At 46.3% G+C, this 26858-nt stretch carries 39 protein-coding genes; 38 read left to right on the top strand and 1 reads right to left on the bottom strand.

All coding sequences use genetic code 11. The features are described from left to right. Positions 1-8: 8 nt before the first annotated feature. Entirely contained in the window at positions 9-3665 is a 3657-nt protein-coding gene (gene rpoC, locus AB3114_RS07920; RefSeq protein WP_367342708.1) for a DNA-directed RNA polymerase subunit beta', read from the top strand. A 71-nt stretch (positions 3666-3736) separates the two neighbouring features. Beyond that, the gene (locus AB3114_RS07915; protein WP_367342707.1) at positions 3737-4942 is read left to right on the top strand and encodes a DUF998 domain-containing protein; all 1206 of its coding nucleotides are present in this window, start codon (positions 3737-3739) and stop codon (positions 4940-4942) included. Between the two features lie 38 nt (positions 4943-4980). On the opposite strand, the gene AB3114_RS07910 is transcribed toward AB3114_RS07915, so the two are convergent. Continuing rightward, positions 4981-5667 carry an A24 family peptidase gene (locus AB3114_RS07910; RefSeq protein WP_367342706.1) on the bottom strand — a complete coding sequence of 229 codons (687 nt, stop codon included), beginning with the start codon at positions 5665-5667 and terminating at the stop codon, positions 4981-4983. Between the two features lie 248 nt (positions 5668-5915). Between AB3114_RS07910 and rpsL the strand changes: the two genes are divergently transcribed. The 36 genes from rpsL to truA all read left to right on the top strand — a co-directional run bounded on the left by rpsL (position 5916) and on the right by truA (position 26832). Continuing rightward, positions 5916-6335, top strand: coding sequence for a 30S ribosomal protein S12 (gene rpsL / locus AB3114_RS07905; RefSeq protein WP_283583184.1), 420 nt, complete (start codon positions 5916-5918; stop codon positions 6333-6335). 17 nt (positions 6336-6352) lie between these two features. Beyond that, positions 6353-6823: a 30S ribosomal protein S7 gene (gene rpsG, locus AB3114_RS07900; RefSeq protein ID WP_283583183.1), complete on the top strand. Its 471-nt coding sequence runs from the start codon at positions 6353-6355 to the stop codon at positions 6821-6823. Positions 6824-6944: 121 nt separating this feature from the next. Further along, the gene (fusA, locus tag AB3114_RS07895; RefSeq protein WP_367342705.1) at positions 6945-9038 is read left to right on the top strand and encodes an elongation factor G; all 2094 of its coding nucleotides are present in this window, start codon (positions 6945-6947) and stop codon (positions 9036-9038) included. Positions 9039-9369: 331 nt separating this feature from the next. Further along, positions 9370-9678, top strand: coding sequence for a 30S ribosomal protein S10 (gene rpsJ, locus AB3114_RS07890; protein ID WP_283583181.1), 309 nt, complete (start codon positions 9370-9372; stop codon positions 9676-9678). Between the two features lie 46 nt (positions 9679-9724). Continuing rightward, positions 9725-10387 (top strand): 50S ribosomal protein L3, encoded by a 663-nt coding sequence (rplC, locus tag AB3114_RS07885; RefSeq protein WP_367342704.1) that lies wholly within the window; start codon positions 9725-9727, stop codon positions 10385-10387. An 18-nt stretch (positions 10388-10405) separates the two neighbouring features. After that, positions 10406-11029, top strand: coding sequence for a 50S ribosomal protein L4 (rplD, locus tag AB3114_RS07880; RefSeq protein WP_367342703.1), 624 nt, complete (start codon positions 10406-10408; stop codon positions 11027-11029). Continuing rightward, complete coding sequence (rplW, locus tag AB3114_RS07875; protein ID WP_367342702.1) at positions 11029-11328, top strand: 50S ribosomal protein L23; 300 nt, start codon at positions 11029-11031, stop codon at positions 11326-11328. The genes rplD and rplW overlap by 1 nt, the downstream gene beginning before the upstream one ends. Positions 11329-11355: 27 nt before the next feature. After that, positions 11356-12201 carry a 50S ribosomal protein L2 gene (rplB, locus tag AB3114_RS07870; protein WP_367342701.1) on the top strand — a complete coding sequence of 282 codons (846 nt, stop codon included), beginning with the start codon at positions 11356-11358 and terminating at the stop codon, positions 12199-12201. Positions 12202-12237: 36 nt separating this feature from the next. After that, a complete protein-coding gene (gene rpsS, locus AB3114_RS07865; protein WP_367342700.1) occupies positions 12238-12516 on the top strand; it encodes a 30S ribosomal protein S19 in 279 nt (92 codons plus the stop codon). A 15-nt stretch (positions 12517-12531) separates the two neighbouring features. Next, positions 12532-12879 (top strand): 50S ribosomal protein L22, encoded by a 348-nt coding sequence (gene rplV, locus AB3114_RS07860; protein WP_367342699.1) that lies wholly within the window; start codon positions 12532-12534, stop codon positions 12877-12879. Positions 12880-12891: 12 nt separating this feature from the next. Beyond that, the gene (rpsC, locus tag AB3114_RS07855; RefSeq protein WP_367342698.1) at positions 12892-13560 is read left to right on the top strand and encodes a 30S ribosomal protein S3; all 669 of its coding nucleotides are present in this window, start codon (positions 12892-12894) and stop codon (positions 13558-13560) included. Between the two features lie 2 nt (positions 13561-13562). Further along, complete coding sequence (rplP, locus tag AB3114_RS07850; RefSeq protein ID WP_367342697.1) at positions 13563-13997, top strand: 50S ribosomal protein L16; 435 nt, start codon at positions 13563-13565, stop codon at positions 13995-13997. After that, the gene (gene rpmC, locus AB3114_RS07845) at positions 13987-14193 is read left to right on the top strand and encodes a 50S ribosomal protein L29 (protein WP_283583172.1); all 207 of its coding nucleotides are present in this window, start codon (positions 13987-13989) and stop codon (positions 14191-14193) included. Before rplP ends, rpmC begins: the two co-directional genes overlap by 11 nt. Positions 14194-14217: 24 nt before the next feature. Beyond that, positions 14218-14484, top strand: coding sequence for a 30S ribosomal protein S17 (rpsQ, locus tag AB3114_RS07840; RefSeq protein WP_283583171.1), 267 nt, complete (start codon positions 14218-14220; stop codon positions 14482-14484). Positions 14485-14538: 54 nt separating this feature from the next. Continuing rightward, entirely contained in the window at positions 14539-14907 is a 369-nt protein-coding gene (rplN, locus tag AB3114_RS07835) for a 50S ribosomal protein L14 (RefSeq protein WP_283583170.1), read from the top strand. A gap of 33 nt (positions 14908-14940) precedes the next feature. Beyond that, positions 14941-15246 carry a 50S ribosomal protein L24 gene (gene rplX / locus AB3114_RS07830; protein WP_367342696.1) on the top strand — a complete coding sequence of 102 codons (306 nt, stop codon included), beginning with the start codon at positions 14941-14943 and terminating at the stop codon, positions 15244-15246. Positions 15247-15275: 29 nt separating this feature from the next. Next, a complete protein-coding gene (rplE, locus tag AB3114_RS07825) occupies positions 15276-15818 on the top strand; it encodes a 50S ribosomal protein L5 (protein WP_367342695.1) in 543 nt (180 codons plus the stop codon). Positions 15819-15839: 21 nt separating this feature from the next. After that, on the top strand, positions 15840-16025 hold the full coding sequence (locus AB3114_RS07820; protein ID WP_283583167.1) for a type Z 30S ribosomal protein S14: 186 nt from the start codon (positions 15840-15842) through the stop codon (positions 16023-16025). Between the two features lie 31 nt (positions 16026-16056). Continuing rightward, positions 16057-16455, top strand: coding sequence for a 30S ribosomal protein S8 (gene rpsH / locus AB3114_RS07815; RefSeq protein WP_283583166.1), 399 nt, complete (start codon positions 16057-16059; stop codon positions 16453-16455). A gap of 28 nt (positions 16456-16483) precedes the next feature. Then, positions 16484-17020 (top strand): 50S ribosomal protein L6, encoded by a 537-nt coding sequence (gene rplF / locus AB3114_RS07810; protein ID WP_367342694.1) that lies wholly within the window; start codon positions 16484-16486, stop codon positions 17018-17020. A gap of 44 nt (positions 17021-17064) precedes the next feature. Beyond that, on the top strand, positions 17065-17430 hold the full coding sequence (gene rplR, locus AB3114_RS07805) for a 50S ribosomal protein L18 (RefSeq protein ID WP_367342693.1): 366 nt from the start codon (positions 17065-17067) through the stop codon (positions 17428-17430). A 21-nt stretch (positions 17431-17451) separates the two neighbouring features. Continuing rightward, positions 17452-17961: a 30S ribosomal protein S5 gene (gene rpsE / locus AB3114_RS07800; protein ID WP_283583163.1), complete on the top strand. Its 510-nt coding sequence runs from the start codon at positions 17452-17454 to the stop codon at positions 17959-17961. A gap of 14 nt (positions 17962-17975) precedes the next feature. Continuing rightward, entirely contained in the window at positions 17976-18158 is a 183-nt protein-coding gene (gene rpmD / locus AB3114_RS07795) for a 50S ribosomal protein L30 (protein WP_367342692.1), read from the top strand. Between the two features lie 31 nt (positions 18159-18189). Continuing rightward, positions 18190-18624 (top strand): 50S ribosomal protein L15, encoded by a 435-nt coding sequence (gene rplO, locus AB3114_RS07790; RefSeq protein WP_367342691.1) that lies wholly within the window; start codon positions 18190-18192, stop codon positions 18622-18624. After that, positions 18625-19947 (top strand): preprotein translocase subunit SecY, encoded by a 1323-nt coding sequence (secY, locus tag AB3114_RS07785; protein ID WP_367342690.1) that lies wholly within the window; start codon positions 18625-18627, stop codon positions 19945-19947. A gap of 24 nt (positions 19948-19971) precedes the next feature. After that, positions 19972-20622: an adenylate kinase gene (locus tag AB3114_RS07780; RefSeq protein ID WP_367342736.1), complete on the top strand. Its 651-nt coding sequence runs from the start codon at positions 19972-19974 to the stop codon at positions 20620-20622. A gap of 126 nt (positions 20623-20748) precedes the next feature. Continuing rightward, positions 20749-20967, top strand: coding sequence for a translation initiation factor IF-1 (infA, locus tag AB3114_RS07775; protein WP_367342689.1), 219 nt, complete (start codon positions 20749-20751; stop codon positions 20965-20967). Positions 20968-20997: 30 nt separating this feature from the next. Continuing rightward, on the top strand, positions 20998-21117 hold the full coding sequence (gene rpmJ / locus AB3114_RS07770) for a 50S ribosomal protein L36 (protein ID WP_283583158.1): 120 nt from the start codon (positions 20998-21000) through the stop codon (positions 21115-21117). 27 nt (positions 21118-21144) lie between these two features. Further along, on the top strand, positions 21145-21525 hold the full coding sequence (gene rpsM / locus AB3114_RS07765; RefSeq protein ID WP_367342688.1) for a 30S ribosomal protein S13: 381 nt from the start codon (positions 21145-21147) through the stop codon (positions 21523-21525). Between the two features lie 29 nt (positions 21526-21554). Then, the gene (rpsK, locus tag AB3114_RS07760) at positions 21555-21944 is read left to right on the top strand and encodes a 30S ribosomal protein S11 (protein WP_283583156.1); all 390 of its coding nucleotides are present in this window, start codon (positions 21555-21557) and stop codon (positions 21942-21944) included. 85 nt (positions 21945-22029) lie between these two features. Then, positions 22030-22974: a DNA-directed RNA polymerase subunit alpha gene (locus tag AB3114_RS07755; RefSeq protein ID WP_367342687.1), complete on the top strand. Its 945-nt coding sequence runs from the start codon at positions 22030-22032 to the stop codon at positions 22972-22974. 30 nt (positions 22975-23004) lie between these two features. Further along, positions 23005-23388 carry a 50S ribosomal protein L17 gene (rplQ, locus tag AB3114_RS07750; RefSeq protein WP_367342686.1) on the top strand — a complete coding sequence of 128 codons (384 nt, stop codon included), beginning with the start codon at positions 23005-23007 and terminating at the stop codon, positions 23386-23388. 187 nt (positions 23389-23575) lie between these two features. Next, positions 23576-24415 (top strand): energy-coupling factor transporter ATPase, encoded by an 840-nt coding sequence (locus AB3114_RS07745; RefSeq protein ID WP_367342685.1) that lies wholly within the window; start codon positions 23576-23578, stop codon positions 24413-24415. Continuing rightward, positions 24388-25260: an energy-coupling factor transporter ATPase gene (locus tag AB3114_RS07740; protein WP_367342684.1), complete on the top strand. Its 873-nt coding sequence runs from the start codon at positions 24388-24390 to the stop codon at positions 25258-25260. Before AB3114_RS07745 ends, AB3114_RS07740 begins: the two co-directional genes overlap by 28 nt. Further along, positions 25250-26056: an energy-coupling factor transporter transmembrane protein EcfT gene (locus tag AB3114_RS07735; RefSeq protein ID WP_367342683.1), complete on the top strand. Its 807-nt coding sequence runs from the start codon at positions 25250-25252 to the stop codon at positions 26054-26056. Before AB3114_RS07740 ends, AB3114_RS07735 begins: the two co-directional genes overlap by 11 nt. Positions 26057-26076: 20 nt before the next feature. Beyond that, a complete protein-coding gene (gene truA, locus AB3114_RS07730) occupies positions 26077-26832 on the top strand; it encodes a tRNA pseudouridine(38-40) synthase TruA (protein WP_367342682.1) in 756 nt (251 codons plus the stop codon). Positions 26833-26858: the final 26 nt, after the last annotated feature.

Raw genomic sequence — 26858 nt, 5'->3', positions numbered from 1 at the left:
ATCACCAATTGATTGACGTCAATAAATTTGAAAGTATGCAGATCGGTCTGGCATCACCAGAGAAGATCCGTCAATGGTCATACGGTGAAGTTAAAAAGCCAGAAACCATTAACTACCGGACTCTGAAGCCAGAACGTGAAGGTCTGTTTGACGAACGAATCTTTGGTCCAACCAAGGATTACGAATGTCAATGTGGGAAATACAAGCGTGTCCGTTACAAGGGCAAGGTTTGTGAACGTTGTGGCGTTGAAGTCACTAGTTCAAAAGTTCGTCGTGAACGGATGGGCCACATTGAGCTGGCTGCTCCGGTTTCTCATATTTGGTACTTCAAGGGTATTCCTAGCCGGATGGGCTTAGTGCTTGACATGAGCCCACGTTCCCTGGAAGAAGTTATCTACTTCGCTTCTTACGTTGTTCTTGATCCTGGTGACACCCCACTGGAATACAAGCAATTGTTAAGTGAAGCAGAATACCGTGACAAGAAGGCTGAATATGGCAAGCGCTTCACTGCTGAAATGGGTGCTGAAGCCGTCCAGAAGCTGTTGAAGAACGTTGACTTGGAAAAGGAAGCCAACGAACTGAAGGAAGTTCTGAAGGACGCTACTGGTCAAAAGCGGACTCGTGCCGTTCGTCGACTGGACATTCTGGAAGCCTTCATTAAGTCCGGCAACAAGCCTGAATGGATGGTTATGGATGTTATTCCAGTTATGCCACCTGACTTGCGGCCAATGGTTCAACTGGAAGGTGGCCGTTTCGCTACCTCCGACCTGAACGACTTGTACCGTCGTGTTATTAACCGTAACAACCGTCTGAAGCGTTTGCTTGAATTGAACGCCCCTGGCATCATCGTGCAAAACGAAAAGCGGATGCTCCAAGAAGCTGTCGATGCACTGATCGATAATGGTCGTCGGGGCCGTCCTGTTGCCGGCCCTGGTAACCGTCCGTTGAAGTCCTTGTCACACCTGCTGAAGGGTAAGCAAGGTCGTTTCCGTCAAAACCTGTTAGGGAAGCGTGTTGACTACTCTGGTCGTTCCGTTATCGATGTTGGTCCATCACTGAAGATGAACCAAATGGGTCTGCCTGTTCCGATGGCTCTGGAATTATTCAAGCCATTCATCATGCGTGAACTGGTTAAGCGCAACCTGTCAAATAACGTCAAGGCTGCTCGTCGGATGATCGACCGTCGTGACGATCGGGTCTTCGACGTCCTCGAAGACGTTATCAAGGAACACCCAGTTCTTCTGAACCGGGCACCTACGCTGCACCGTTTGGGTATCCAAGCCTTTGAACCAGTGCTGGTTTCTGGTAAGTCCATGCGTCTGCACCCACTGGCATGTACCGCCTACAACGCCGACTTCGACGGTGACCAAATGGCTATCCACGTGCCTTTGTCAGACGAAGCCCAAGCTGAAGCCCGTCTGCTGATGCTTTGTGCCCACCATATTCTGAGTCCACGTGACGGGGAACCAATCGTGGCCCCATCACAAGATATGGTTATCGGTAACTACTACATGACCATCGAAGACGCTGGTCGTGAAGGCGAAGGAATGATCTTCAAGGATGCTAACGAAGCATTCATGGCTTACAAGAACGGCTACGTTGCACTGCAAACCCGTTGTGGTGTTCAGGTTTCATCAATGCCTGAAAAGCCATTTACTGATGAACAGCGCAATGAAATCATGGTAACCAGTGTTGGTAAGCTGATCTTCAACCAGATCATGCCAAAGGACTACGCCTACATCAACGAGCCAACGGATGACAACCTGCAAAACGGTGTTCCTGACAAGTACTTCCTGAAGCCAGGCGAAAACATTCATGAATACCTCAAGAATGCTCCGCTGGTACCACCATTCAAGAAGGGCTTCCTGTCTGACATCATTGCTGAAGTCTACAAGCGCTACAAAGTTACTAAGACTTCACAATTCCTTGACCGGATCAAGGACCTCGGTTACTACGAATCAACCATTTCTGGTCTGACCGTGGCTATTTCCGACATCACCGACTTGAAGGAAAAGCCAGAAATCATTGAAGCAGCCCGTAAGAAGGTTGCCGTTATCACCAAGCAGTTCCGTCGTGGTCTGATTACTGATGACGAACGTTACGAACGAGTAATTGGTGTTTGGAATGACGCCAAGGACGAAGTTCAAAACAAGCTGATCGAACACATGGACATCCACAACCCAATCAACATGATGTCTGACTCTGGTGCTCGTGGTAACATTTCTAACTTTACCCAACTGGCCGGAATGCGTGGTCTGATGGCTGCTCCTAACGGTAAGATCATGGAACTGCCTGTTCTGTCAAACTTCCGTGAGGGGCTGTCTGTTCTGGAAATGTTCTTGTCTTCACACGGTGCTCGTAAGGGTATGACTGACACCGCTTTGAAGACTGCCAACTCAGGTTACCTGACTCGGCGGCTGGTTGATGTTGCCCAAGATGTTGTCGTTCGTGAAAAGGACTGTGGGACTGACCGTGGTCTTGATGTTACTGCCATCACAGATGGTAACGAAATGATCGAACCACTGTATGACCGAATCCTTGGTCGTTACACCATGAAGTCCGTCTTTGACCCTAAGACCGGTGAAAAGATCTGTGGCAAGAACGTCTTGGTTGACGAAGACATGGCTCAGAAGATTGTTGACGCTGGCGTTAAGAAAGTTACGATCCGTTCCGTCTTCACTTGCAACACCGACCACGGTGTTTGTGAACGTTGCTACGGCCGTAACACCGCAACCGGTGACCGTGTTGAAGCCGGTGAAGCTGTTGGTACTGTTGCCGCTCAATCAATTGGTGAACCAGGTACGCAACTGACGCTGCGTAACTTCCACACCGGTGGTGTTGCCGGTAACGAAGATATCACCCAAGGGCTTCCTCGTGTTCAAGAAATTGTTGAAGCACGTAACCCTAAAGGTCGTGCTGTCATTTCCGAAGTTACTGGTGTTGTCGAATCAATCGAAGAAAACCCAGCTGACCGGACGAAGGATGTCACTATTAAGGGTGACACTGATACCCGGACATACACTGTTCCGCTTCAAGCACGTCTGAACGTCGCTGAAGGTGACCACATTCACCGTGGCGCTGCTATCAACATCGGTTCAACTGACCCGAAGGAATTGCTGAAGGTTAGCGACGTCTTAACTACTGAAACATACATGCTGGCCGAAGTTCAAAAGGTTTACCGGATGCAAGGTATCGATCTGTTGGATAAGCACATCGAAATCATGATTCGGCAAATGATGCGGAAGGTTCGTGTCATGGAACCAGGTGACACCGACGTTCTGCCTGGTGAATTGATGGACATCGACCAATTCCGTGATGCCAACTACAAGACTCTGATTTCCGGTGGTGTCCCAGCCACTGCACGTCCAGTTATCCTCAGGATTACTAAGGCTGCCCTTGAAACTAACAGTTTCTTGTCTGCTGCCTCATTCCAGGAAACTACTCGTGTTCTGACCGACGCTGCAATTCGTGGAAAGAACGACCCGTTAGTTGGTCTGAAGGAAAACGTCATCATTGGGAAGCTGATCCCAGCTGGTACCGGGATGAGCACTTACCGGCACATTAAGCCAAAGGTTGAAGGTGCACCGGCAGTAACGAGTGATGGCAACCCTGAATCGTTAAAGGATTTTGAAGCCAAAATGCAGGCTAAGGACCAAGACAAGTAAGGGTTAAACGTTTAAAAGGGCGGTGATTTTTTAGAGTCACCGCCCTTTTGCTGTAGTCGGGAGGAGAAAATATGGAAAAAGCGGAAAGAGCAGAGCTCAAAATTTCTGAATCTGCTGCCCGCAAACTAAATATCGATAAGGATACTCAACTATCGATGGTCGTCAATCACCATTCGATCATTGTTCACCCTGCACAACTGGTTGATCAGTTACCTGATGTGAGGTTGCGTTGGTTTATTATTCCGGCAGTGATTCTCACAATTGTCTTCTTTGTTGTCTGCCAGGTTAACCATATGCGTTTGGTTCCGCTGAATGGTGATCGTTCAATCGCTCTGGCTTCAATGATCTTGGGAATCGTATCGGGAACAATTGAATTTGCGACGAGTTTCATTTGGCAAAAAGTAAGGAGAACAGGTCCTTGTAGTGACTTTTACTGGCGCAGCTTACCGCCGTTATTAATCGCTTGCGGAATGATTTTGGCCTTCTGGTTTGTGGCTTCATTCTGGTTGATTGGGCAAATCTTCCACGGTGCGATCTTCGACCTCTATACTTCAACGGTCTTTGTCTTTATAATCCTGGCAGCTGTCAATTACTTGATGCTTAACCTGGCAATGACTTTGTCACCTGGTATTGTTACTAATTTGATGACGATTATGATCATTGGTGGAGTGTTATCGTCAATGCTGACGAATTCAAGGCGTAATTGGTGGCGTTATAATTTCAGCTTTTTGGGGACTGATCGTAACGCTGGTCACTGGCAGTTTAACATTACGCTGGTTTTCTCAGCCTTACTGATGATTACCTTAGTCGATTACCTATTTATCAACCTAGATCGCAAGTATTCAGGTAGAGGGGTACTTTTTCTCCGGATTTTGCTTTATGGACAAGCATTGACTTTAGCGGCTATCGGAATTTTTCCCAATAATCCGCGCTTTCATATTCTTCATGACCGGATCTCCATGTGGCTGGTCTACTTCATTTTGATCATGATCCTATTTATCGACCGGTTATTACCAGAATGCACACCACAGTTCAGACGTTTGTCTTACGTGATGGGCGGTGTGATGGCGGCTGATTATATAGTCTTTAAGGTGACTAATTACCTGTCATTGACAGCCTTTGAATTGTTAGCTTTTGCCTTAGCTTTGTCCTGGATTTTGCTTTTATTTCAAAACATCGAAGCGATAACGGAATACGGTGAAAACATCTTTCCGTTAAAAATCGTGGTGGGTGAGGAGAAGTCAAAAGATTCGCCACACAGTCAATCACATCAATAAAATTAAAAGCGGTAGCAGTCATCAGATTGCTGCCGTTTTTACGTTGTGAGGAAAAGGACAATCATCAGTGCACCAGCTAACCAGGGGATAAATGGCAGTCGTGTTGTAAGCGATGAGGCTTTTGCTCCGTAAACAATGAGGGCGGCGCCGGAAGCGATCATTATCGTTAGCGCAGTTTGGTATAAACCACAGCAAATAAAGAGGTAAGCGATGAACAAAAAATCGCCGTCACCGAGAGCATGGCAATAGTGACCAATAATAATGAAGAGGATGGCGATGACTAAACGTTGCCAAAAAGCAAAGATGAAGATATTAGTTGAAGCAGTCGGCAACAGGGCAAGGGGCAAAGTATGAATAGGGTTGATCCACTGGGCAGTATGGTCAGTCGCTGCCATCACAAGCAGACTAGCGCTGACAAACAGAATAGCGATAAAGTCATGGCTTGAAGCGACTGCACTTTTGCCAAAGAGAAGGCCAGTGAGGATTTCAAAAATCGTACTGAAAACACTGATAGCTTGCTGGCAATGAATGCACTTGCCACGTTGACATAACCAGCCAGTAATGGGAATTAGCTGGAAGGCTTGAAGATGGCAAAAGCAGATGGGACACTGGGAGTAGGGACTTGAGTTAAGTGGAGGATCAGCACAACGTTCGCCGATGGTGATCCAAAAACTAGCCCAGCAACTTCCAATAGCAAAATATGTGAAGTAAAATAATAGGGACATAAAAACACCTCATTAATAGATAACGTCAAATGGCCACAAATTGATCTTTTCTAAAAATTTGATCGTTTGTTGACATTAACAACGTAGCGTGATAACGTATTAAAGGTGCTTTCTTCAAGCGAAGCGTGTCTGTCGTTCGGCAGATTTGCTGAACGAGGCACTAAAATGAAGGCCATCCAGTCGTTTTTTTATCCTCAAAAAAGAACCACCTGGATGTGTGGACTTAAATTTTGGAAGGAGAACTTTTCATGCCAACAATTAACCAATTGGTTCGTAAGGGCCGTAAGTCACATCGTGGCAAGTCAAAGTCACCTGCTTTGGGCTTCGGCTACAACAGTTACAAGAAAGAAGCAACCCATAATCCATCACCACAAAAGCGTGGTGTTGCTACCCGTGTTGCTACCATGACACCAAAGAAGCCTAACTCAGCTCTGCGGAAGTACGCCCGTGTACGTCTGTCAAACCTGATCGAAGTTACGGCTTACATTCCTGGTATTGGTCACAACCTGCAGGAACACTCAGTTGTTCTGATCCGTGGTGGCCGTGTTAAGGACTTGCCTGGTGTTCGTTACCACATCATCCGTGGTACGCTCGACACTGCCGGTGTTGAAGGCCGGATGCAAAGTCGTTCAAAGTACGGTGCTAAGAAGCCGAAGGACAAGAAGTAAAGTAGGAGGGTTAATTAATGCCACGTAAAGGACATGTTGTAAAACCAGAAGTATTACCAGACCCAATTTACAACTCAAAGCTGGTAACGAGTCTGATCAACCACTTGATGATTGATGGTAAGCGTGGGACCGCTTCTAAGATCTTGTACGCTGCCTTTGACCGCATTAAAGAACAAACTGGCAACGACCCAGTTGAAGTCTTCCAACAAGCAATGGACAACGTTGAACCAGTGCTGGAAGTTAAGGCTCGTCGTGTTGGTGGGTCTAACTACCAAGTTCCGATCGAAGTTCGTCCAGAACGTCGTGTAACCTTGGGGATGCGTTGGATCGTTCAGTACGCACGTTTGCGCGGTGAACACACTATGGTTGAACGCTTATCTGCAGAAATCATCGATGCATCCAACAACACCGGTGCTGCTGTTAAGAAAAAGGAAGATACTCACCGGATGGCCGACGCCAACCGTGCCTTTGCACACTACCGCTGGTAATCCGCATTTGGCTGGCTTTGTCAGTCATTGTACAAAGGGGCGGCAAGGGCAATTTCTGTCACCCCTTTTTGCACATTAATTTTGCCGAATACTCTTTATTTGGAAGGAGAACATTTTAAAGATGGCTAACAAACGTGAATTCCCGCTTGAAAAGACCCGTAACATCGGGATCATGGCCCACATCGATGCTGGTAAAACTACCGCCACTGAACGGATTCTTTACTACACCGGTAAGATTCACAAGATTGGTGAAACTCATGATGGTGCTTCACAAATGGACTGGATGGACGAAGAAAAGGAACGTGGTATCACTATCACTTCCGCTGCCACCACGGCCGTTTGGAAAGACCACCGTATCAACATCATTGACACCCCAGGCCACGTGGACTTCACTGTCGAAGTTGAACGTGCCCTCCGTGTTCTGGACGGTGCTATCACTGTTCTGGATGCCGAAGCCGGTGTTGAACCACAAACCGAAACTGTTTGGCGCCAAGCCGCTAGTTTCAACGTTCCACGTCTGATCTTTGCTAACAAGATGGACAAGATGGGTGCTAACTTCGATTACTCCGTTAAGACTGTTTCCGAACGTCTTAACTCCACTCCGCTGCCAATTCAGATGCCAATTGGTGCTGAAGACAACTTCAAGGGTGTTGTGGACTTGATTCGGATGCAAGCTTACGTTTACGACGAAGACAAGCTTGGTACTCACTGGGACACCGTTGACATTCCTGATGACATGAAGGATGAAGCCGAAAAGCGTCACAACCAGATGCTTGAAACTCTGGCTGATGTTGACGACAACATCATGGAAAAGTACCTGGGCGAAGAAGACATCTCAGTTGATGAAATCATCGCTGCTATCCGTAAGGCAACTTTGAGCCTGAAGCTCTTCCCAATGCTTGCAGGTTCTGCCTACAAGGATAAGGGTATCCAAATGCTGCTGGATGCTGTTATTGACTTCCTGCCATCTCCACTGGACGTTAAGCCATACGAAGCTACCGACCCAGATGGCAACACGGTTGAACTGAAGGCTGACGACAAGAAGCCATTCGCCGCTCTGGCCTTCAAGATTGCCACCGACCCATTCGTTGGTCGTCTGACTTACATTCGTGTTTACACTGGCTCACTGCAATCAGGTACTTATGTCCTGAACGCAACTAAGGACAAGCGTGAACGTGTTGGTCGTTTGCTGCAAATGCACTCTAACCACCGTAAGGAAATTCCAGAAGTCTTCTCTGGTGACATCGCTGGTTGCATCGGTCTGAAGAACACCACTACTGGTGACTCACTGACTGATCCAGACCACCCACTTCAACTTGAATCCATGGACTTCCCTGACCCAGTTATTCAGGTTTCTGTTGAACCTAAGACTAAGGCCGACCAAGATAAGATGGACAACGCTCTGCAAAAGCTGGCTGAAGAAGACCCAACCTTCAAGGCTACTACTAACCCTGAAACCGGTGAAACTCTGATCGCCGGGATGGGTGAACTTCACTTGCAAATCATCATCGAACGGATGCGTCGTGAATTTAACGTCGAAGCTACTGTTGGTAAGCCACAGGTTTCATACCGTGAAGCATTTACCAAGCCAGCTAAGGCCCAAGGTCGTTTCGTTCGTCAATCTGGTGGTAAAGGTCAATATGGTGATGTTTGGATTGAATTTACTCCAAACGAAGAAGGTAAGGGTTACGAATTCGAAGATGCCATCGTCGGTGGTGTTGTTCCTCGTGAATTTATTCCTGCCGTTGACCAAGGTTTGCAAGAAGCCATGAAGAATGGTGTTCTGGCCGGTTACCCAATCGTTGACCTTAAGGCTAAGCTCTACGATGGTTCTTACCACGAAGTCGACTCTAGTGAAGCTGCCTTCAAGGTTGCCGCTTCACTTGCCCTGAAGAATGCCGCTAAGAAGGCTGATCCTGTTATCCTCGAACCAATCATGAAGGTTGATATCGTGGTTCCACAGGACTACATGGGTGATGTTATGGGCCAAGTTACTGCTCGTCGTGGTTCCATTGATGGTATGGAAGAACGTGGTGGTGCTCAACTGATCCACTCATTCGTTCCATTGTCAGAAATGTTTGGTTACTCAACTGCTCTGCGTTCTGCTACTCAGGGTCGTGGTACCTTCACGATGACCTTTGACCACTACGCACCAGTTCCGAAGTCAATCCAAGAAAAGATTATCAAGCAAAACGGTGGCGACAGTGCCGATTAATTGCTTTGCCAATTAATTCGTCCTATTAAAACTTTTGAGTGATAATATAAGCATGAATCTGCTCCTGCAGGTCCATGCTTTTTTATTGAAAGCAATGTTACAAATAGGTTACATTTTCATAAATTGCCAAAATGACTTGTAATGCCGGCGCTAATCGAGTATGATGGGAAAGTGCTTGAGCTTACGAGGGGTTAATTATGCCCCCATAAGAAACAAGCAGTGAAGCGTTGAAGCGGAAGGTTGCGACACACCCCGGCCGCTTTGCCACAGGATGTGGCGGTAATTTCCGTGGAGCTAGTCAAATTTCAAATCTGACGAAGGAGGGAACACAATGGCAAACCAAAAGATTCGTATTCGTTTAAAGGCTTATGAACACCGCATTTTGGACGAATCAGCAGACAAGATCGTTGCTACTGCTGAACGTACTGGTGCTCAAATTTCAGGCCCAATCCCGTTACCAACTGAACGCACTATTTACACGGTGCTTCGTTCACCACACAAATTCAAGAAGTCACGGGAACAATTTGAAATGCGGACCCACAAGCGTCTGATCGACATCATCGACCCAACCCCTAAGACGGTTGATTCACTGATGAAGCTCGATCTGCCTAGTGGTGTCGACATCGAAATCAAACTTTAATTCGTAAATTACTATTAAATAAGAACAAAATATTGGAGGTGTACTCATGGCCAAAGGAATCTTAGGAAAGAAGATCGGGATGACTCAGGTATTTACTGACAACGGTGAATTAGTTCCAGTAACTGTTATCGAAGTAACGCCTAACGTTGTTATGCAGATCAAGACTGTTGAAAACGATGGTTACAACGCCGTTCAACTTGGTTTTGATGACAAGCGCGAACACCTGAGCAACAAGCCTGAACAGGGTCATGCAGCAAAAGCAAAAACTACTCCTAAGCGCTTCATCGGTGAAATCCGCGACGCTGACTTAGGAGATGTTAAGGTTGGCGACGAAGTCAAAGCGGACGTATTCGCCGAAGGAGAAACGGTAGACGTTACCGGTATCTCAAAGGGCCATGGTTACCAAGGCTTGATTCACAAGGAAAACCAGAGTCGCGGTCCTGAAACACACGGTTCTCGTTACCACCGTCGTCCAGGTTCTCTGGGTGCTATCATCAACCACGTGTTCAAGGGTATGCCAATGGCTGGCCAAATGGGTGGTAAGACTGTTACCATGCAACACCTTGAAGTTGTTCGGGTTGATCTCGACAACAACGCGCTGTTGATTAAGGGTAACGTTCCTGGTGCTAACAAGTCATACGTTACTGTGATGAACTCAGTTAAGGCCAACACTAAGAAGAGCCTTAGCAAACAACACAACAAGAAATAAGAAAGGAGGAGTTAACTAATGACAAGCGTTGCATTATTCAAGCAAGACGGTAGTCAAAACGGTACCGTTGATTTAAACGCTGATATCTTTGGTATTGAACCAAACGAAAACGCAATGTACGAAGCAATCATTCGTCAACGTGCCGCAATGCGTCAAGGTACTCGTGCCACTAAGAACCGCTCAGCTGTTAGCGGTGGCGGCAAGAAGCCATGGCGTCAAAAGGGTACCGGCCGTGCTCGTACTGGTTCTATCCGTGAACCACACTGGCGTGGTGGTGGGATCGTCTTTGGTCCTGCTACCAAGTCATTCAATTTCCGGCTTCCTCGCAAGGTTCGTCAGCTGGCAGTTAAGTCAGCTCTTTCTGAAAAGGTTGCTGATGAAAAGCTTGTAGCCGTTGATTCTCTGAGCTTTGATGCACCAAAGACCAAGGAATTCGCACAAGCAATGGACAGCTTAAAGGCTGGCAAGAAGACGCTGGTTGTTGTTTCTGATGACGATAAGAACGCAGTTCTGTCCGGTCGTAATCTGGCAGGAATGACTGTTGTTACTCCAGCAGAAATGAACATCTTGAACCTGGTTGACAGCGAAAAGATGATCATCACTAAGTCAGCTCTTTCTCAAGTAGAGGAGGTGCTCGCATAATGGATGCACGTTCAATTATTCTGCGCCCAGTTGTAACTGAAGCCTCAACTGCAGCCATGGACGACAAGCGTTACACCTTTGACGTAGCGCTGAACGCAACTAAGACCCAAATCAAGAAGGCCGTTGAAGAAATCTTCAACGTCAAGGTTGTTAAGGTTAACGTTATGAACCTTAAGGGTAAGAAGAAGCGGCAAGGCCGTTATGTTGGTTACACCAAGCGCCGCCGCAAGGCAATCGTTACCCTGTCTTCTGATTCTGACGAAATCAAGCTGTTTGGCGATAACAGCGACAATAACTAATCAAATCTAAGATAGGAGGAAATTACAGTGGGAATTCGTAACTACAAAGGTACCACTAACGGTCGCCGGAACATGTCTGGCTATGACTTTGACGTGATCACTAAGCACACGCCAGAAAAGTCATTACTCGCTCCGCTGAAGCACACTGCTGGTCGTAGCAACGGTAAGATTACTGTTCGTCACCGCGGTGGTGGTACGAAGCGTCAATACCGTCTGGTTGACTTCAAGCGTAACAAGGACGGTATTCCAGCAACTGTTAAGGCAATCGAATACGATCCAAACCGGACTGCAAACATTGCTTTAATCGTTTACGCTGATGGTACTAAGTCATACATCCTTGCACCAAAGGGTTTAAAGCCAGGTATGCAGGTTGAATCTGGTGAAGGTGTCGACATCAAAGTTGGTAACACCGCACCATTAAAGGACATTCCGGTTGGTACTGTTATTCACAACATCGAATTGAAGCCTGGCAAGGGTGGCCAATTAGCTCGTTCTGCTGGTGCTTCTGCTCAACTTCTTGGTAAGGAAGACAAGTACTGCTTGGTTCGTCTTTCTTCAAGTGAAGTTCGTATGATTCTTTCTACTTGCCGTGCCACTATCGGTACTGTTGGTAACGAAGAACGTAACTTGATCCAAGTTGGTAAAGCCGGTCGTACTCGTTACAAGGGTCAGCGTCCACATGTTCGTGGTTCTGTTATGAACCCTAACGATCACCCACATGGTGGTGGTGAAGGTAAGCAACCAGTTGGTCTGCCATCTCCACTTTCTCCATGGGGCAAGAAGACTGTTGGTAAGAAGACTCGTTCACACAAGGCTCGCTCCAACAAGTTTATTGTTCGTGGTCGTAAGCGTGGCTCACACGGCAACATTTAGTTGAAATAAAAAGCTAACCCGAGAGGAGGTAAACAAATGGGTCGTAGTTTGAAGAAAGGACCTTTTGCAGATGCTTCACTTCTTAAGAAGGTGAAGGCTCAAGAAGGCCAAGAGAAGAAGTCTGTTATCAAGACGTGGTCTCGTCGTTCCACTATTTTCCCGAGTTTCATTGGTTACACTTTCGCTGTTTACGATGGTCGTAAGCATGTGCCAGTTTACATTCAGGAAGATATGGTTGGCCACAAGCTGGGCGAATTCGTTCCAACTCGTACTTTCCACGGTCATGGCACTACTGATAAGAAGACTACTGCATAAGGAGGAAATTACTAAATGGCTGAAACAATTACTTCAGCTAAGGCAACTGCCAAGCTGGTTCGTGTTGCTCCACGTAAGGTTCGCCTTGTCGTAGATGCAATTCGCAACAAGAGTGTTGCCGAAGCATTCGCAATTCTGAAGTTTCTCCCTAATGGTGCAGCTTCGGATGTTGAAAAAGTTTTGAAATCTGCTGTTGCAAACGCTGAAAACAACTTTGACTTAGACCGTGCATCATTGGTTGTAAGTAAAGCTTATGCTGACGAAGGACCAACGCTGAAGCGTTTCCGTCCTCGGGCAAAGGGTTCTTCTTCACCAATTAACAAGCGGACTAGTAACATCACTGTGGTTGTAACAGAAAAGTAGGAGGAATGAATAGTGGGTCAAAAGATTAATCCTAATGGTTTCCGTGTTGGGGTCATTCGCGACTGGACTGCTAAGTGGTATGCAGACAAGAACTACGCAGCATACCTCAACGAAGACCTGCGGATCCGTAAGTACATTGAAAAGCGACTTGCTGATGCCTCTGTCTCAACCGTTGAAATCGAACGTGCCGCTAACCGCGTTAACGTTTCAATTCACACTGCCAAGCCAGGTATGGTAATTGGTAAGGGTGGTTCAGAAGTTGAAGCACTCCGTAAGAAGCTTAACCAAATGACGGGCAAACGTGTTCACGTCAACGTTGTTGAAATCAAGAAGCCTGACCTGGATGCACACCTGGTTGGTGCAGATGTTGCTCAACAACTTGAAGCACGGATTGCATTCCGTCGTGCAATGCGTGGTGCAATGCAACGTGCTATGCGTGCCGGTGCTAAGGGTGTTAAGATCCAAGTTGCTGGTCGTCTGAACGGTGCCGACATGTCACGTGTTGAGTCATACTCAGATGGAACTGTTCCGTTGCATACTCTTCGTGCTGATATCGATTATTCATGGGATGAAGCCCGCACTACTTATGGTGCCTTGGGTGTTAAGACCTGGATTTACCGTGGCGAAATTCTTCCAGCAAAGAAGAATGATGACAACGATGATCAAAAGGGAGGCAAGTAGATATGTTAGTACCAAAGCGTGTTAAGCACCGTAAGGTTTTCCGTGGCAAGATGCGCGGTGAAGCCAAGGGCGGTAAGACCGTTGCTTTTGGTGATTACGGTCTGCAAGCCTTAGATTCTCATTGGATCAGCAACCGTCAAATCGAAGCTGGTCGTATTGCTATTACCCGTTACATGAAGCGTGGCGGTCGTGTTTGGATCAAGATTTTCCCACACCTGTCATGGACTAGTAAAGGTGTTGGTACCCGTATGGGTAACGGGAAAGGTGCTCCTGAAGGTTGGGTTGCACCAGTCAAGCGCGGCAAGATTTTATTCGAAGTAGCGGGCGTTTCTGAAGAAGTTGCTCGCGAAGCTCTGCGGCTTGCTGGCTCCAAGATGCCAGTTCGCACTAAGATCGTAAAACGTGAGGAAGTAGGTGGACAATCTCATGAAGAGTAACGACTACGTAAAAGAACTGAATGGGTTAACCACTGACCAACTGCTGGATCGTGAAAAGGATTTAAAAGAACAATTGTTTAACCTGCGTTTCCAATTAGCAACTGGTCAATTGGAAAACACCGCCAACCTGAAGACGGTACGTAAGAATATTGCTCGGGTCAAGACTGTTCTTCGTCAACAGGAAATCAACAAATAAGAATACGAAAAGGAGGATTAGCGCATGAGTGAAGAACGTAACGCACGCAAGGTATATCAAGGCCGTGTTGTTTCTGACAAGATGGACAAGACGATTACCGTTGTGATCGATACGCAAAAGAGCGCGCCTGTATATGGCAAGCAGATCAAGTACTCAAAGAAGTACTACGCTCACGACGAAAACAACGAAGCTAAAGTCGGCGACACTGTTCAAATCATGGAAACTCGTCCACTTTCAGCTAAGAAGCGTTTCCGTCTTGTGAAGATCGTTAAGAAGGCCGTTATTCTGTAAGATAGACTTGAATTCGTATTCTAATTTATTGATTAAGGAAGGAGGACATTAACCGTGATTCAGCAAGAAAGTCGGTTAAAGGTCGCTGATAACTCAGGTGCTCGCGAAATCTTGGTCATTAAGATCCTTGGCGGCTCCCGTGTCAAGACTGGTAACATTGGTGACGTTATTGTGGCTACTGTTAAGCAGGCCACACCAGGTGGCGTTGTCAAGAAGGGTGACGTTGTTAAGGCCGTAGTCGTTCGGACTAAGCATGGTCTGCACCGTAAGGATGGTTCTTACATCAAGTTTGATGAGAACGCTGCTGTTCTGATCAACAATGATAAGAGTCCTAAGGGCACCCGTATTTTTGGACCAATTGCTCGTGAACTGCGTGACGATGACTTCATGAAGATCATCTCACTGGCTCCAGAAGTTCTGTAAAATTTGTTCACTAATTTGGAGGTGCACACTCACATGTTGTTAAAGACAGGTGACAAGGTCCGCGTCATCGCTGGTAAGGACAAAGGCAAGGAAGGCACTATCAAACAAGTGCTTGCAAAGTCTAATCGCGTTGTCGTTGAGGGCGTTAACAAGATTAAGAAACACGTAAAACCAGCCAACGGCCAACCCGGTGGTATCAAGGACAGTGATGGTCCAATCGACGCATCCAACGTCATGGTTTTGGATCCATCAACCAACGAACCAACTCGTCTGGGCGTTAAGGTTGAAGATGGGAAAAAAGTACGCTTTGCCAAGAAGTCTGGCAAGGTTCTGGACTAATCAATCAGGGAAGGAGGAAATTATTTACTATGGAAAACCGTTTAAAAGCTAAGTACGAAAATGAAGTTCGTCCTGCACTGATTGAAAAGTTCAACTATTCGTCAATCATGCAAGCACCTAAGGTTGACAAGATTGTGCTCAACATGGGTGTTGGTGATGCGACTACTAACTCAAAGAACCTGGATGAAGCCGTTCAGGAATTGACTCTTATTTCTGGTCAGAAGCCACTGGTTACTAAGGCTCACAAGTCAATCGCCGGTTTCCGTCTTCGTGAAGGAATGGCTATTGGTGCTAAGGTTACCCTTCGTGGTACCCGGATGTACGACTTCTTGGATAAGCTGATCAATGTTTCACTGCCACGTGTTCGTGACTTCCACGGTGTAAGCAACAAGGCCTTTGATGGTCGTGGTAACTATACTCTGGGTGTTAAGGAACAATTGATCTTCCCAGAAATCAACTTTGAAAATGTCAAGCGCGTTCGTGGCTTGGATGTTGTTATTGTAACGACTGCCGAAACTGATGAAGAATCACACGAGCTTCTGGCTCAACTCGGCATGCCTTTCGCACGTTAATTTAAGGAGGTTCCACAAACATTGGCTAAAAAATCATTAATTGCTAAGAGTAAGCGGCCTGCTAAGTTTAAGGTACGGGAATACACCCGTTGTGAACGCTGTGGACGTCCGCACTCAGTTTACCGTAAATTCCACTTATGCCGTCTTTGCTTACGTGAGCTGGCCCACAAGGGTGAGATTCCTGGCATGAAGAAGGCTAGCTGGTAAACAAATCACCGACAAAGGAGGAAAAACATCGATGTCAATGAGTGATCCAATTGCAGACTTTCTGACGCGTATTCGTAACGCCAACATGGCACACCACGCCTCAGTTGAAGCACCTGCATCAAAGATGAAACGCGACATCGCCGAAACCCTCAAGGCTGAAGGTTTCGTCAGCGACGTTGAATACGTTGATGACGACAAGCAAGGCATCATTCGCGTATTCCTGAAGTATGGTAAGAACGGTGAACGGGTTATTTCCGGACTCAAGCGGATCTCAAAGCCTGGTCTTCGTACATACGTTAAGGCTGACGCTGTTCCGAAGGTTCTGAACGGACTCGGCATTGCCATTATTTCAACTTCTCAGGGAGTTGTTACTGACAAGGTCGCACGTGCAAAGAACATCGGCGGCGAAGTTATCGCCTACGTTTGGTAATAAATAAACGAAGATAGGAGGTGCGCAGATGAGTCGTATTGGTTACAAGGAAATTAAGCTTCCTAAAGACGTTCAGGTTTCACAATCTGGCAACGTTGTGACAGTTAAGGGCCCAAAGGGTACGCTGTCACGGGAAATTTCCCCACTGATTAAGATGACGGTTGATGACAACACGGTTAAGTTTGACCGTGGCGACAGTGATGACAACCAACTGAAGATGATCCACGGTACTACCCGTGCCAACGTTAACAACATGGTTGAAGGTGTAACTAAGGGTTACAGTAAGACCTTACAACTGGTTGGTGTTGGTTACCGTGCTCAGATGAAGGGCAAGACCCTGGTTCTCTCAGTAGGTTTCTCACACCCTGTTGAAATGCAGCAGCCTGACGACCTTGACGTTAAGGTTGAAAAGGGTGACATCATCATTAGTGGTTGCGACAAGCAACACGTTGGTGACTTCGCTGCTGAAGTTCGTGCCGTTCGTGCTCCTGAACCTTACAAGGGCAAGGGTATTCGTTACATGAACGAACACATCATCCGTAAGGAAGGTAAGACTGGTAAGTAATCTACTAACCAGCGTTGAAAAAATAATCTATTTATTAATAAGAGGTGACTGTTGTGATTCTGAAACCAGACAAGAACAAAGTCCGTCAACGTCGTCATGCACGCGTTCGCGGCAAGATCTCTGGTACTGCGGAGCGCCCACGCTTAAGTGTTTACCGTTCAAACAAAAACATTTACGCTCAATTAATTGATGACGTAAAGGGTGTGACGCTCGCAAGTGCCTCAACTAAAGACAGCGAAGTAAGTGGTAAGACTAAGACTGAACAAGCAGCCAGTGTTGGTGAATTGATCGCCAAGCATGCCGCAGCTGCTAAGATTACCAACGTCGTATTCGACCGTGGTGGCTACCTCTACCATGGGCGTGTTGAAGCTCTTGCAAACGCTGCTCGTGAAAACGGACTTAAATTCTAACAAAAGGAGGAATAACCCGTAATGGCATCATCATCATACATTGATCCGTCCAAGCTGGACCTTGAAGACGAAGTCGTTTCTATCAACCGGATTACTAAGGTTGTTAAGGGTGGTCGTCGTCTGCGTTTTGCAGCCCTGGTTGTCGTTGGCGACAAGCACGGTCACGTTGGCTTCGGTACTGGTAAAGCTCAAGAAGTTCCAGAAGCTATTCGCAAGGCTTCTGCAGCTGCCCAGAAGAACCTGATTGCTGTTCCAATCGTCGGTACTACTATTCCGCACGAAGTAATCGGTCACTGGGGTGGTGGCAAGATCATGTTAAAGCCAGCCGTTGAAGGTTCTGGGGTCACCGCTGGTGGCGCCGTCCGTAACGTTATGGAACTGGCTGGTATTGACGACGTTACTGCAAAGCGTCTTGGATCTAACACACCAGTTAACGTTGTTCGCGCAACGTTTGATGGCCTGAAGCAACTGAAGAGTGCTGACGAAGTTGCTGCTATCCGTGGCGTTTCAGCTGACCACTTAGCAGAATAAGGAGGACACGAAGTATGGCTCAAGTTAAAGTTACTTTAGTTCATAGCGTTGCCCACCGTGAACCTCGTCAACGTGCCATCGTTAAGGCACTGGGCCTGGGTCGCATTGGTAGTTCCGCTATCTTGCCTGATAACGCATCTACCCGGGGCGCTATTTTTAAGGTTGCCCACTTGCTTTCCGTTGAAGAAGTTAAGTAATTAGACCAGTCAAAAAGGAGGTGCCTACATAATGAAGTTAAATGAATTGAAACCAGCCGCTGGTTCACGTTTCAAGAAGTTGCGTAAGGGTCGTGGCCTTTCATCTGGTCATGGTTTTACTTCTGGTCGTGGTACCAAGGGTCAAAAGGCTCATGGTAAGACTCGTCTGGGCTTTGAAGGTGGCCAGATGCCACTGTACCGTCAAATGCCAAAACGTGGTTTCAGTAACATCAACCGCAAGGAATATGCAATCATTAACTTGGCTGCATTGAACCAGTTTGACGATGGTGCTGAAGTAACTCCAGCTGTTTTGGTAGACAAGGGTATCGTTAAGAACCTCAAGAGCGGCGTTAAAGTTCTGGGCAGCGGCAAGCTGACTAAGAAGCTCACTGTTAAGGCCAACAAGTTTTCTGCATCTGCAGTTTCAGCAATTGAAGCTGCCGGCGGCAAAACTGAGGTGATGTAATTGTTCACATCCATCAAAAATGCATTTAGGGTGAAGGAAATCCGTAACAAGATCCTCTTTACCCTCTTTGTGTTATTTGTTTATCGGATTGGGGCATGGATTACTGTTCCTGGCATCAATGCTGCTGCTTTGGAACAGATCTCCAATACCGGTTTGGCTTCTATCCTTAACACCTTCAGTGGTGGGGGATTGGAAAACTATTCGCTTTTTGCCATGGGTGTCTCGCCCTATATCACTGCACAAATTGTTGTTCAATTGTTGCAAATGGACATCGTTCCAAAATTTGTGGAGTGGAGTAAACAGGGTGAAGTTGGACGGCAAAAATTAAACCAGGCCACTCGTTGGCTAACCATTGTTCTTGGCTTTATTCAATCAATCGGTATTACGGCGGGTTTTAATGCCTTAAGTAGCATTAAGTTAGTTAATAACCCTAACGTAATGACTTACTTAACGATCGGTTTGATTTTAACTGCCGGCACGATGTTTGCTACTTGGCTTGGTGACATGATTACGGAACGCGGTGTCGGTAATGGTGTTTCTATGTTGATCTTCGCCGGGATTGTGGCTCAGATTCCAACCGGCTTGCGTCAAATGTGGAATGACCAAATTACTGGCGAAAGTGGTCAGCAGTTATGGTTGGGCATTGGTTTTGTTGCCATTGTCATCATCGCCTTACTGCTCATTGTCCAGTTTGTTACTTATTTCCAGCAAGCTGAACGCCGTCTTCGTATTCAATACACACGTCGGACAACTACAGCACCGTCTAGTTCATACTTACCATTAAAGATTAACGTTTCAGGTGTTATTCCAGTTATTTTCGCTGGTTCATTTATTTCAACGCCGCAAACGATTTTAATGGCTTTCCAACAGTCACATGGCAGTGATACTTGGTATCAAGTATTAACCACGATTTTTAACATGCAGTCAGGACCTGGGGTTGCACTTTATACCTTCTTGATTGTTGTCTTTACCTTCTTCTACGCCTTTGTTCAAGTTAACCCTGAAAAGTTGGCTGAAAACTTGCAGAAGCAAGGCAGTTACATTACTGGTATTTGGCCAGGCAAGGGTACCCAGAGTTACGTTTCATCTCTGTTAATGCGACTCAGTACTGTGGGTTCACTTTTCCTTGGTTTGATTTCTTTGATTCCTTTGATTGCCAGCATGGTATGGAATCTTAGTCAGTCCATCGGTTTAGGTGGTACCAGTTTGTTGATCATCGTTCAAATTGCTTTGGATGTTGATCGTCAAATTAACGGTTTGACAATGAAACGTGAATACATTGGTTTCATTCATAAAGACCAGAGTCCGGAAGCATATGAATAATAGGAGGAATCGAAAATGAGTTCGATGAATCTCGTCTTAATGGGTCTGCCTGGTGCAGGCAAGGGGACACAAGCTGAACGGATTATTAAGGAATTCCATATTCCTCATATTTCCACTGGTGATATTTTCCGCGCAGCTATTAAAAACCAAACGGAAATGGGTAAGAAAGCTAAGTCTTACATTGACGCTGGTAACTTGGTCCCAGATGAAGTTACTAACGGTATTGTTAAGGAACGTCTGAGTAAAGACGACGTTAAAGACGGCTTTATGCTCGACGGTTTTCCACGTAACCTAGCTCAGGCTAAGGCATTAAATGAAATGCTTTCCGAAAGTGGCCGTAAGTTGGATGCAGTTATCAACATTCACGTTACGCCAGATGTACTGGTTGGTCGCTTAAGTGCCCGCTTCATTTGCAAGAACTGTGGGGCTACTTACAACAAGCTTTACAAGAAACCTAAAGTTGAAGGTACTTGTGATAACTGTGGCGGTCATGAATTTTACCAACGCGATGATGACAAGCCTGAAACTGTAAAGAACCGTTTGGACGTTAATATTAAGTTGAACACGCCACTGGTTGACTTCTACAAGAAGCAGGGTGTTCTTCACAACATTAACGGTGAACAAGATATCGATAAGGTTTATGCAGATGTACGTCAGGTTCTTACTAGTCTTTAGTGGGATGCTTGCGTAAATGATATTTATATGGTATCATTTCAAAGGTTTTGTCTAGCTAGCAGTGGAAAGTTATGCACTTTCCACCGCTTTTAACGTAGTCAGACAAAGGCAAGGAGGAACCATTTCGTGGCAAAAGCGGATGTAATTGAAGTTGAGGGTAAGGTTATTGATACTTTACCTAATGCAATGTTTAAAGTTGAACTGGAAAACGGCGCACAGGTTCTGGCCCACGTTTCCGGCAAGATCCGGATGCACTACATCAAGATTTTGCCTGGTGACCGTGTAAGGTTGGAAATGTCTCCGTATGATCTGACCAAGGGCCGGATTACTTTCCGCTTCAAATAAGCATAGGATTTATATTTTGGAGGATTTGCAATGAAAGTAAGACCATCAGTCAAACGCATGTGTGAACATTGCCGGATTGTTAAGCGTCACGGCAAGGTTATGGTTATTTGCCCAGCTAACCCAAAGCATAAGCAACGTCAGGGCAAGTAGTTTATCTTATATTTGGAGGTGAAATAAATGGCTCGTATCGCAGGTGTCGATTTACCTAATGACAAGCGCATTGTCATCGGTTTAACTTACATCTTCGGCATTGGTAACACCACTGCTAAGAACGTTTTGAAGGCTGCCGGTGTTTCAGAAGATGTTCGTGTTAAGGATCTCACTCCTGACCAGGAAGATAAGATTCGTGTTCAGGTTGATCAACTTGAAGTTGAAGGTGACCTCCGTCGTGAAATCTCTTCAAACATCAAGCGTCTTCAGGATATCGGTTCATACCGTGGCATGCGTCACCGTCGTGGTCTGCCTGTTCGTGGTCAACATACTAAGAACAACGCACGGACTCGTAAGGGCAAGGCTGTTGCCATCGCCGGCAAGAAGATCTCGAACGCTAAGAAGTAATCTAAAAATAAAGGAGGTAAGTTAGTTTTATGGCAACCAAAAAAACTACGCGTAAGCGTCGTGCAAAGAAGAACGTTGAAACTGGTGTTGCTCACATTCACTCAACGTTTAACAACACCCTGGTTATGATCACTGATGTTCAGGGTAACGCTGTTGCTTGGTCTTCTGCTGGTGTACTGGGCTTCAAGGGTTCACGTAAGTCTACTCCTTTTGCTGCTCAGATGTGCTCAGAAGCTGCTGCTAAGCAAGCAATGGAACACGGTATGAAGACCGTTGAAGTTGAAGTTAAGGGCCCAGGTTCTGGTCGTGAATCAGCCATCCGTGCTCTTCAAGCAACTGGTCTTGAAGTTACGGCTATCCGTGATGTAACTCCTGTTCCTCATAACGGTTCTCGTCCGCCAAAGCGTCGTCGTGTTTAATCTGCAATATCGGCGGAAGGACGTTTTCAGCCGAAAGTTGCATTGGATAATACGTACCGCGTTTTGAAAGGGGTAAAACGGTAGAATGATCGAATTTGAAAAACCAAACATTCAAAAAGTTGAGGAGACCGGCAACTACGGTAAATTTGTAGTTGAGCCACTGGAACGTGGCTACGGAACGACGCTTGGCAACTCCTTACGGCGGGTAATGCTGGCTTCAATGCCCGGCGCAGCCATTACCAGTATTCAAATTGATGGGGTGCTGCACGAATTTAGCACCGTTGATGGTGTTACCGAAGATGTGACCCAAATCATCCTTAATCTTAAGAAAGTTTCTCTGAAGATTGATAGTGATGATGACAAGAACCTTGAACTTGATGTCAAGGGGCCTGCTAATGTCACGGCTGGTGATATCCAAGGCGATGGTGACGTCACTGTTATGAACCCCGACTTGCATATCGCAACCGTTGCTGACGGTGCTGAATTACACATTCAGATGACTGCTGACAAGGGCCGTGGTTACATTTCTGCTGCCGACAACAAAGCCCGGATGGATGGGCTGGCAATTGGCGTACTGCCGATTGATTCCATCTACACCCCAATTGAACGTGTCAACTACACGGTTGAAAATACCCGTGTTGGTCAACGCAACGACTATGACAAACTGACGCTTGATATTTGGACTGACGGTTCATTAACGCCAACTGAGGCTGTTAGCTTGGCTGCTAAGATCTTGACTGAACACCTATCTATGTTTGTCAACTTAACCGAAGAAGCACAAAATGCTCAAGTGATGGTTGAAAAGGAAGAGACTCACAAGGAAAAGATGCTCGACAAGACGATTGAAGAGCTTGACCTGTCTGTTCGTTCATACAACTGCTTGAAGCGTGCTGGTATCGAAACGGTTAAGGATCTCACTGAACGGACCGAAAGCGACATGGTGAAGGTTCGGAACCTTGGTCAGAAGTCACTTGAAGAAATCAAATTGAAGTTAGCTGACCTCGGCGTTTCATTCCGTCAAGGTGATTAATCATAACGAAAAAAGGGAGGGAACATATCCATGAGTTATCGTAAATTGCAACGCACCAGTTCTCAACGTAAGGCTTTATTACGTGATCTGACAACTGAACTGATTTTGCATGGTTCTATCAACACCACTGTTGCCCGTGCCAAGGAAGTTCGTAAGACAATGGACAAGATGGTTACTCTTGCTAAGAAGGGTGACTTGGCTGCTCGTCGTCAGGCTGCAAAGATTGTACGCGACACTGTTGCTGACGTTAAGGAAGATGGCGACAACGTAACTGTACAAACTGCTCTGCAGAAGTTGTTTGATGAAATTGGTCCTAAGTACAAAGACCGTAACGGTGGCTACACTCGTATGTACAAGGTAATGCCTCGTCGCGGTGACGGTGCACCAATGGTTCAACTTTCATTAGTTGACTAATTAGTTATTCAACTTAATACGTAATAAAGAATCACTGCAATCTGTGGTATAGAGCGCTATGATGGTGGGATTTCCCTAGTCTAGCTCGAATGCGATTTTATCGCGCGCCCTGGTTGTAAGTGGTTTTTTTGTACTCAAATTTCTTGATTTTCGCGTATAATTTAGGGCAAAGAAGGGAAGACCATTCATGGATGCACTGATTTCTGTAAGAGACATGACTTTTCAATACTCCACGAGTAACGAGCCTGCTGTCAAAGACATTAGCTTTGATGTGCCGCGTGGCCACTGGACTGCGTTGATCGGCCATAATGGCAGTGGGAAAAGTACGATTGCCCGCTTGATTGATGGTCTTCTCGTTCTCCAAAAGGGATCGATAGTTATCGATGGTTTGCCTCTAAACCAAAGTAATTTATCACGCATTCGTCCGAAAATTGGCTTTGTTTTTCAAAATCCTGACAATCAATTTGTTGGAACAACGGTCGGTGAAGATGTTGCGTTTGGGCTAGAAAACCGGCAGGTGCCTCGCACGGAAATGCAAACAAGGGTTAGTAAGGCATTAAGAGCGGTTGGAATGTCAGACTTTATTGATGAACAACCGGCTAACCTCTCTGGCGGACAGAAACAACGGGTGGCCTTAGCCGGAGTCTTAGCGATGCGTCCGGAAATTGTGATTTTGGATGAAGCTACCAGTATGTTAGATCCGGAAGGACGCCGCCAAATTGACCAGCTCTTGATCAAGCTCCAAAAGCAACAAAAATTAACAATTTTAGCAATCACGCATGATCCATATGAAGCGTCTTTGGCTGACCGAGCAGTTGTGATTAATGACGGACAATTGGTTGCTCAGGGTCCTACCAATCAAATCCTATCTCAAACGGATATGCTTTCGCGTTGTCACCTAGAGGCTCCCTTCGTCTATCGTCTTAAAGATCAACTGGTAGATCAGGGAGTGGAAGTTCCAAATAATATCGATACTAGCAAAAGGATGGTGGATTGGCTGTGCCAGCAATTAAGTTTTCCAAAATAAGCTTTACCTACCAAGCCGGAACGCCGTTCGCTGTTGATGCCCTTCGCGATATTTCAGTGACTCTCCCTGATGGTTCTTGGACTGCCATCATCGGCCATACGGGTAGCGGCAAATCGACTTTGATGCAGCTGCTTGATGGCTTGCTATCACCGACGTCGGGAACGATTAATAATGGCCACCAGCAACTTAAAGCCGGCGCTAATAAAAAAGAAATGAATCAGTTTCGCCAAAATATTGGCTTTGTTTTTCAATTCCCAGAGAATCAGCTATTTGCTGAAACGGTCTTGGATGATGTTATGTTTGGCCCCCGTAATTTGGGTCAAACGGAATCACAGGCTAAGGCGAATGCAGTTAAAGCTTTGCAACAGGTTCATTTTCCTGAAAAGTTCTATTCTAGATCGCCATTTGACTTGTCAGGTGGTCAAATGCGGCGGGTGGCCATTGCTGGGGTGTTAGCTATGAATCCCCAGACCTTAATTCTGGATGAGCCCACCGCTGGTCTGGATCCTGCTGGTCAACAGGAGCTTATGCAGTTAATTCAGGAATTGCACCATCATCATCACACAATCTTAATGGTGACTCACCAGATGGAATTGGTTGCACAGTATGTGGATCACGTCATGGTAATGAATCATGGCCAATTGAAGATGTTTGGGTCCCCACGCCAGCTATTTGAACAACCCGAATTATTACGAGCTAACCACCTGATGATGCCAGAAAGTGTGGCCATGGCTCAACAATTGCAGGCAAAGGGAATCCATTTACCTGATCCGATCCCCATGTCGACCAAAGCTTTGGCAGATGAATTAGTGACGATTATGGGGAGGGACAAGGATGAAAAATAGCGTAGTTTTCGGGTCTTACGTTCCAATTGATTCACCGATCCACCGTCTTGATCCGCGTGCGAAACTGATGATTTGTTTTTGGTATGTCATCCTGGTCTTTTTTGCCAATAATTTGTGGACTAATCTGTGGATGGCGGTCTTTTTAGTCGGCCTCATTTTAATGACACGCGTTCCCCTTGTCTCATATTGGCGGGGGATCAAACCGATGCTGTGGATTATTATTTTTACGATTGCCGTTCAAATTCTTTTCAGTTCAGGTGGACATGTGTACTGGCACTGGGGATGGATGGCGATCACTAGTGGTGGTATTCACCAGTGTGGGCTAATTTTTGCCCGTTTTGTATTGATCATTATCAGTTCGACGGTATTGACGGTGACGACACCACCGTTGCAATTGGCAGACGCGGTGGAATCTATCATGCAACCGCTGAAGTTCCTGCATGTGCCTGTTAATTCTATTGCCCTGATGCTATCGATTGCGCTACGCTTTATTCCGACGATCGTCAATGAAGTGCAACAAATTATGAATGCCCAACGTGCTCGGGGAGCTAACTTCGATAGTGGCAATGTTTTGAACCGGGCTAAACGGTTAGTTCCAGTTTTGATTCCGCTTTTTGTTTCATCATTTAAGCGGGCTGAGGATTTAGCAACGGCGATGGATGCAAGGGGTTATGACCCAGATGGCAAGCGCACTAAGTACCGGGTTTTACAGTGGCACCGGCGAGATAGTATTGCTGCACTGTGTATGTTAATCAGCACTGTTGTCCTTGCAATTATTAGAATAGAGTTTTCATAACACGGAAGGGAGAAAGCACTGTGTATCGCTATAAGATCACATTTGCGTACGATGGAACCAATTTTTCTGGTTTCCAAATTCAACCACATAAGCGAACGGTGGAGCAAACACTGAAAGATGCGGTTAATAAAATTGCTAAGCATCCTGACCCAGCTATCCCCGTGATCGGCTCTGGCCGGACTGATGCGGGGGTGCACGCCCTCAACCAAGTGGCCCACTTTGACCTTCCATATAAACTGACTGGTTTACAGATGCAACGTGCTTTAAACAGCCTATTGCCACTGGACATTCTGATAAAAAAAGCGGAACCCGTCAGCCATGACTTTCATGCCCGCTTTTCTGCCCACCGCAAGCGTTACCGTTACCGGGTTGATCTCGGCGAATTTGTCAATCCCTTTAAGCGCAACTACACAGCGCATTTTAAGTACCCAGTCGATGTGCAACTTATGCAACAGGCAGCTCAGGATTTGGTAGGTGAACATGATTTCACCAGTTTTGTAGCTTCAGGAAGTCAAGCACATAGTAATATTCGTACAATTTACGAGGCTACAGTGAAGCGCGATTCAGCTAATAACGAAGTGGTTTTTGAGTTTGTCGGGAATGGTTTCCTTTACAACCAAGTGCGCATTATGGTGGCCTTGCTGCTCGAAATTGGCAGTAAGCAACGCCCGGTAGATGACGTTCCCCGTGTCCTTGCTGCCAAGGACCGTAACCAAGCAAGGATGACGGCACCGGCTAGCGGATTATACTTAGTTGACGTCGATTATGGTGAATAAATGTTGACGTCACGGCAAAAAGTGGG

The organism is Limosilactobacillus sp., assembly GCF_040772465.1.
GTDB lineage: Bacteria > Bacillota > Bacilli > Lactobacillales > Lactobacillaceae > Limosilactobacillus.
This window is presented reverse-complemented; position numbering and strand designations above follow the sequence as displayed.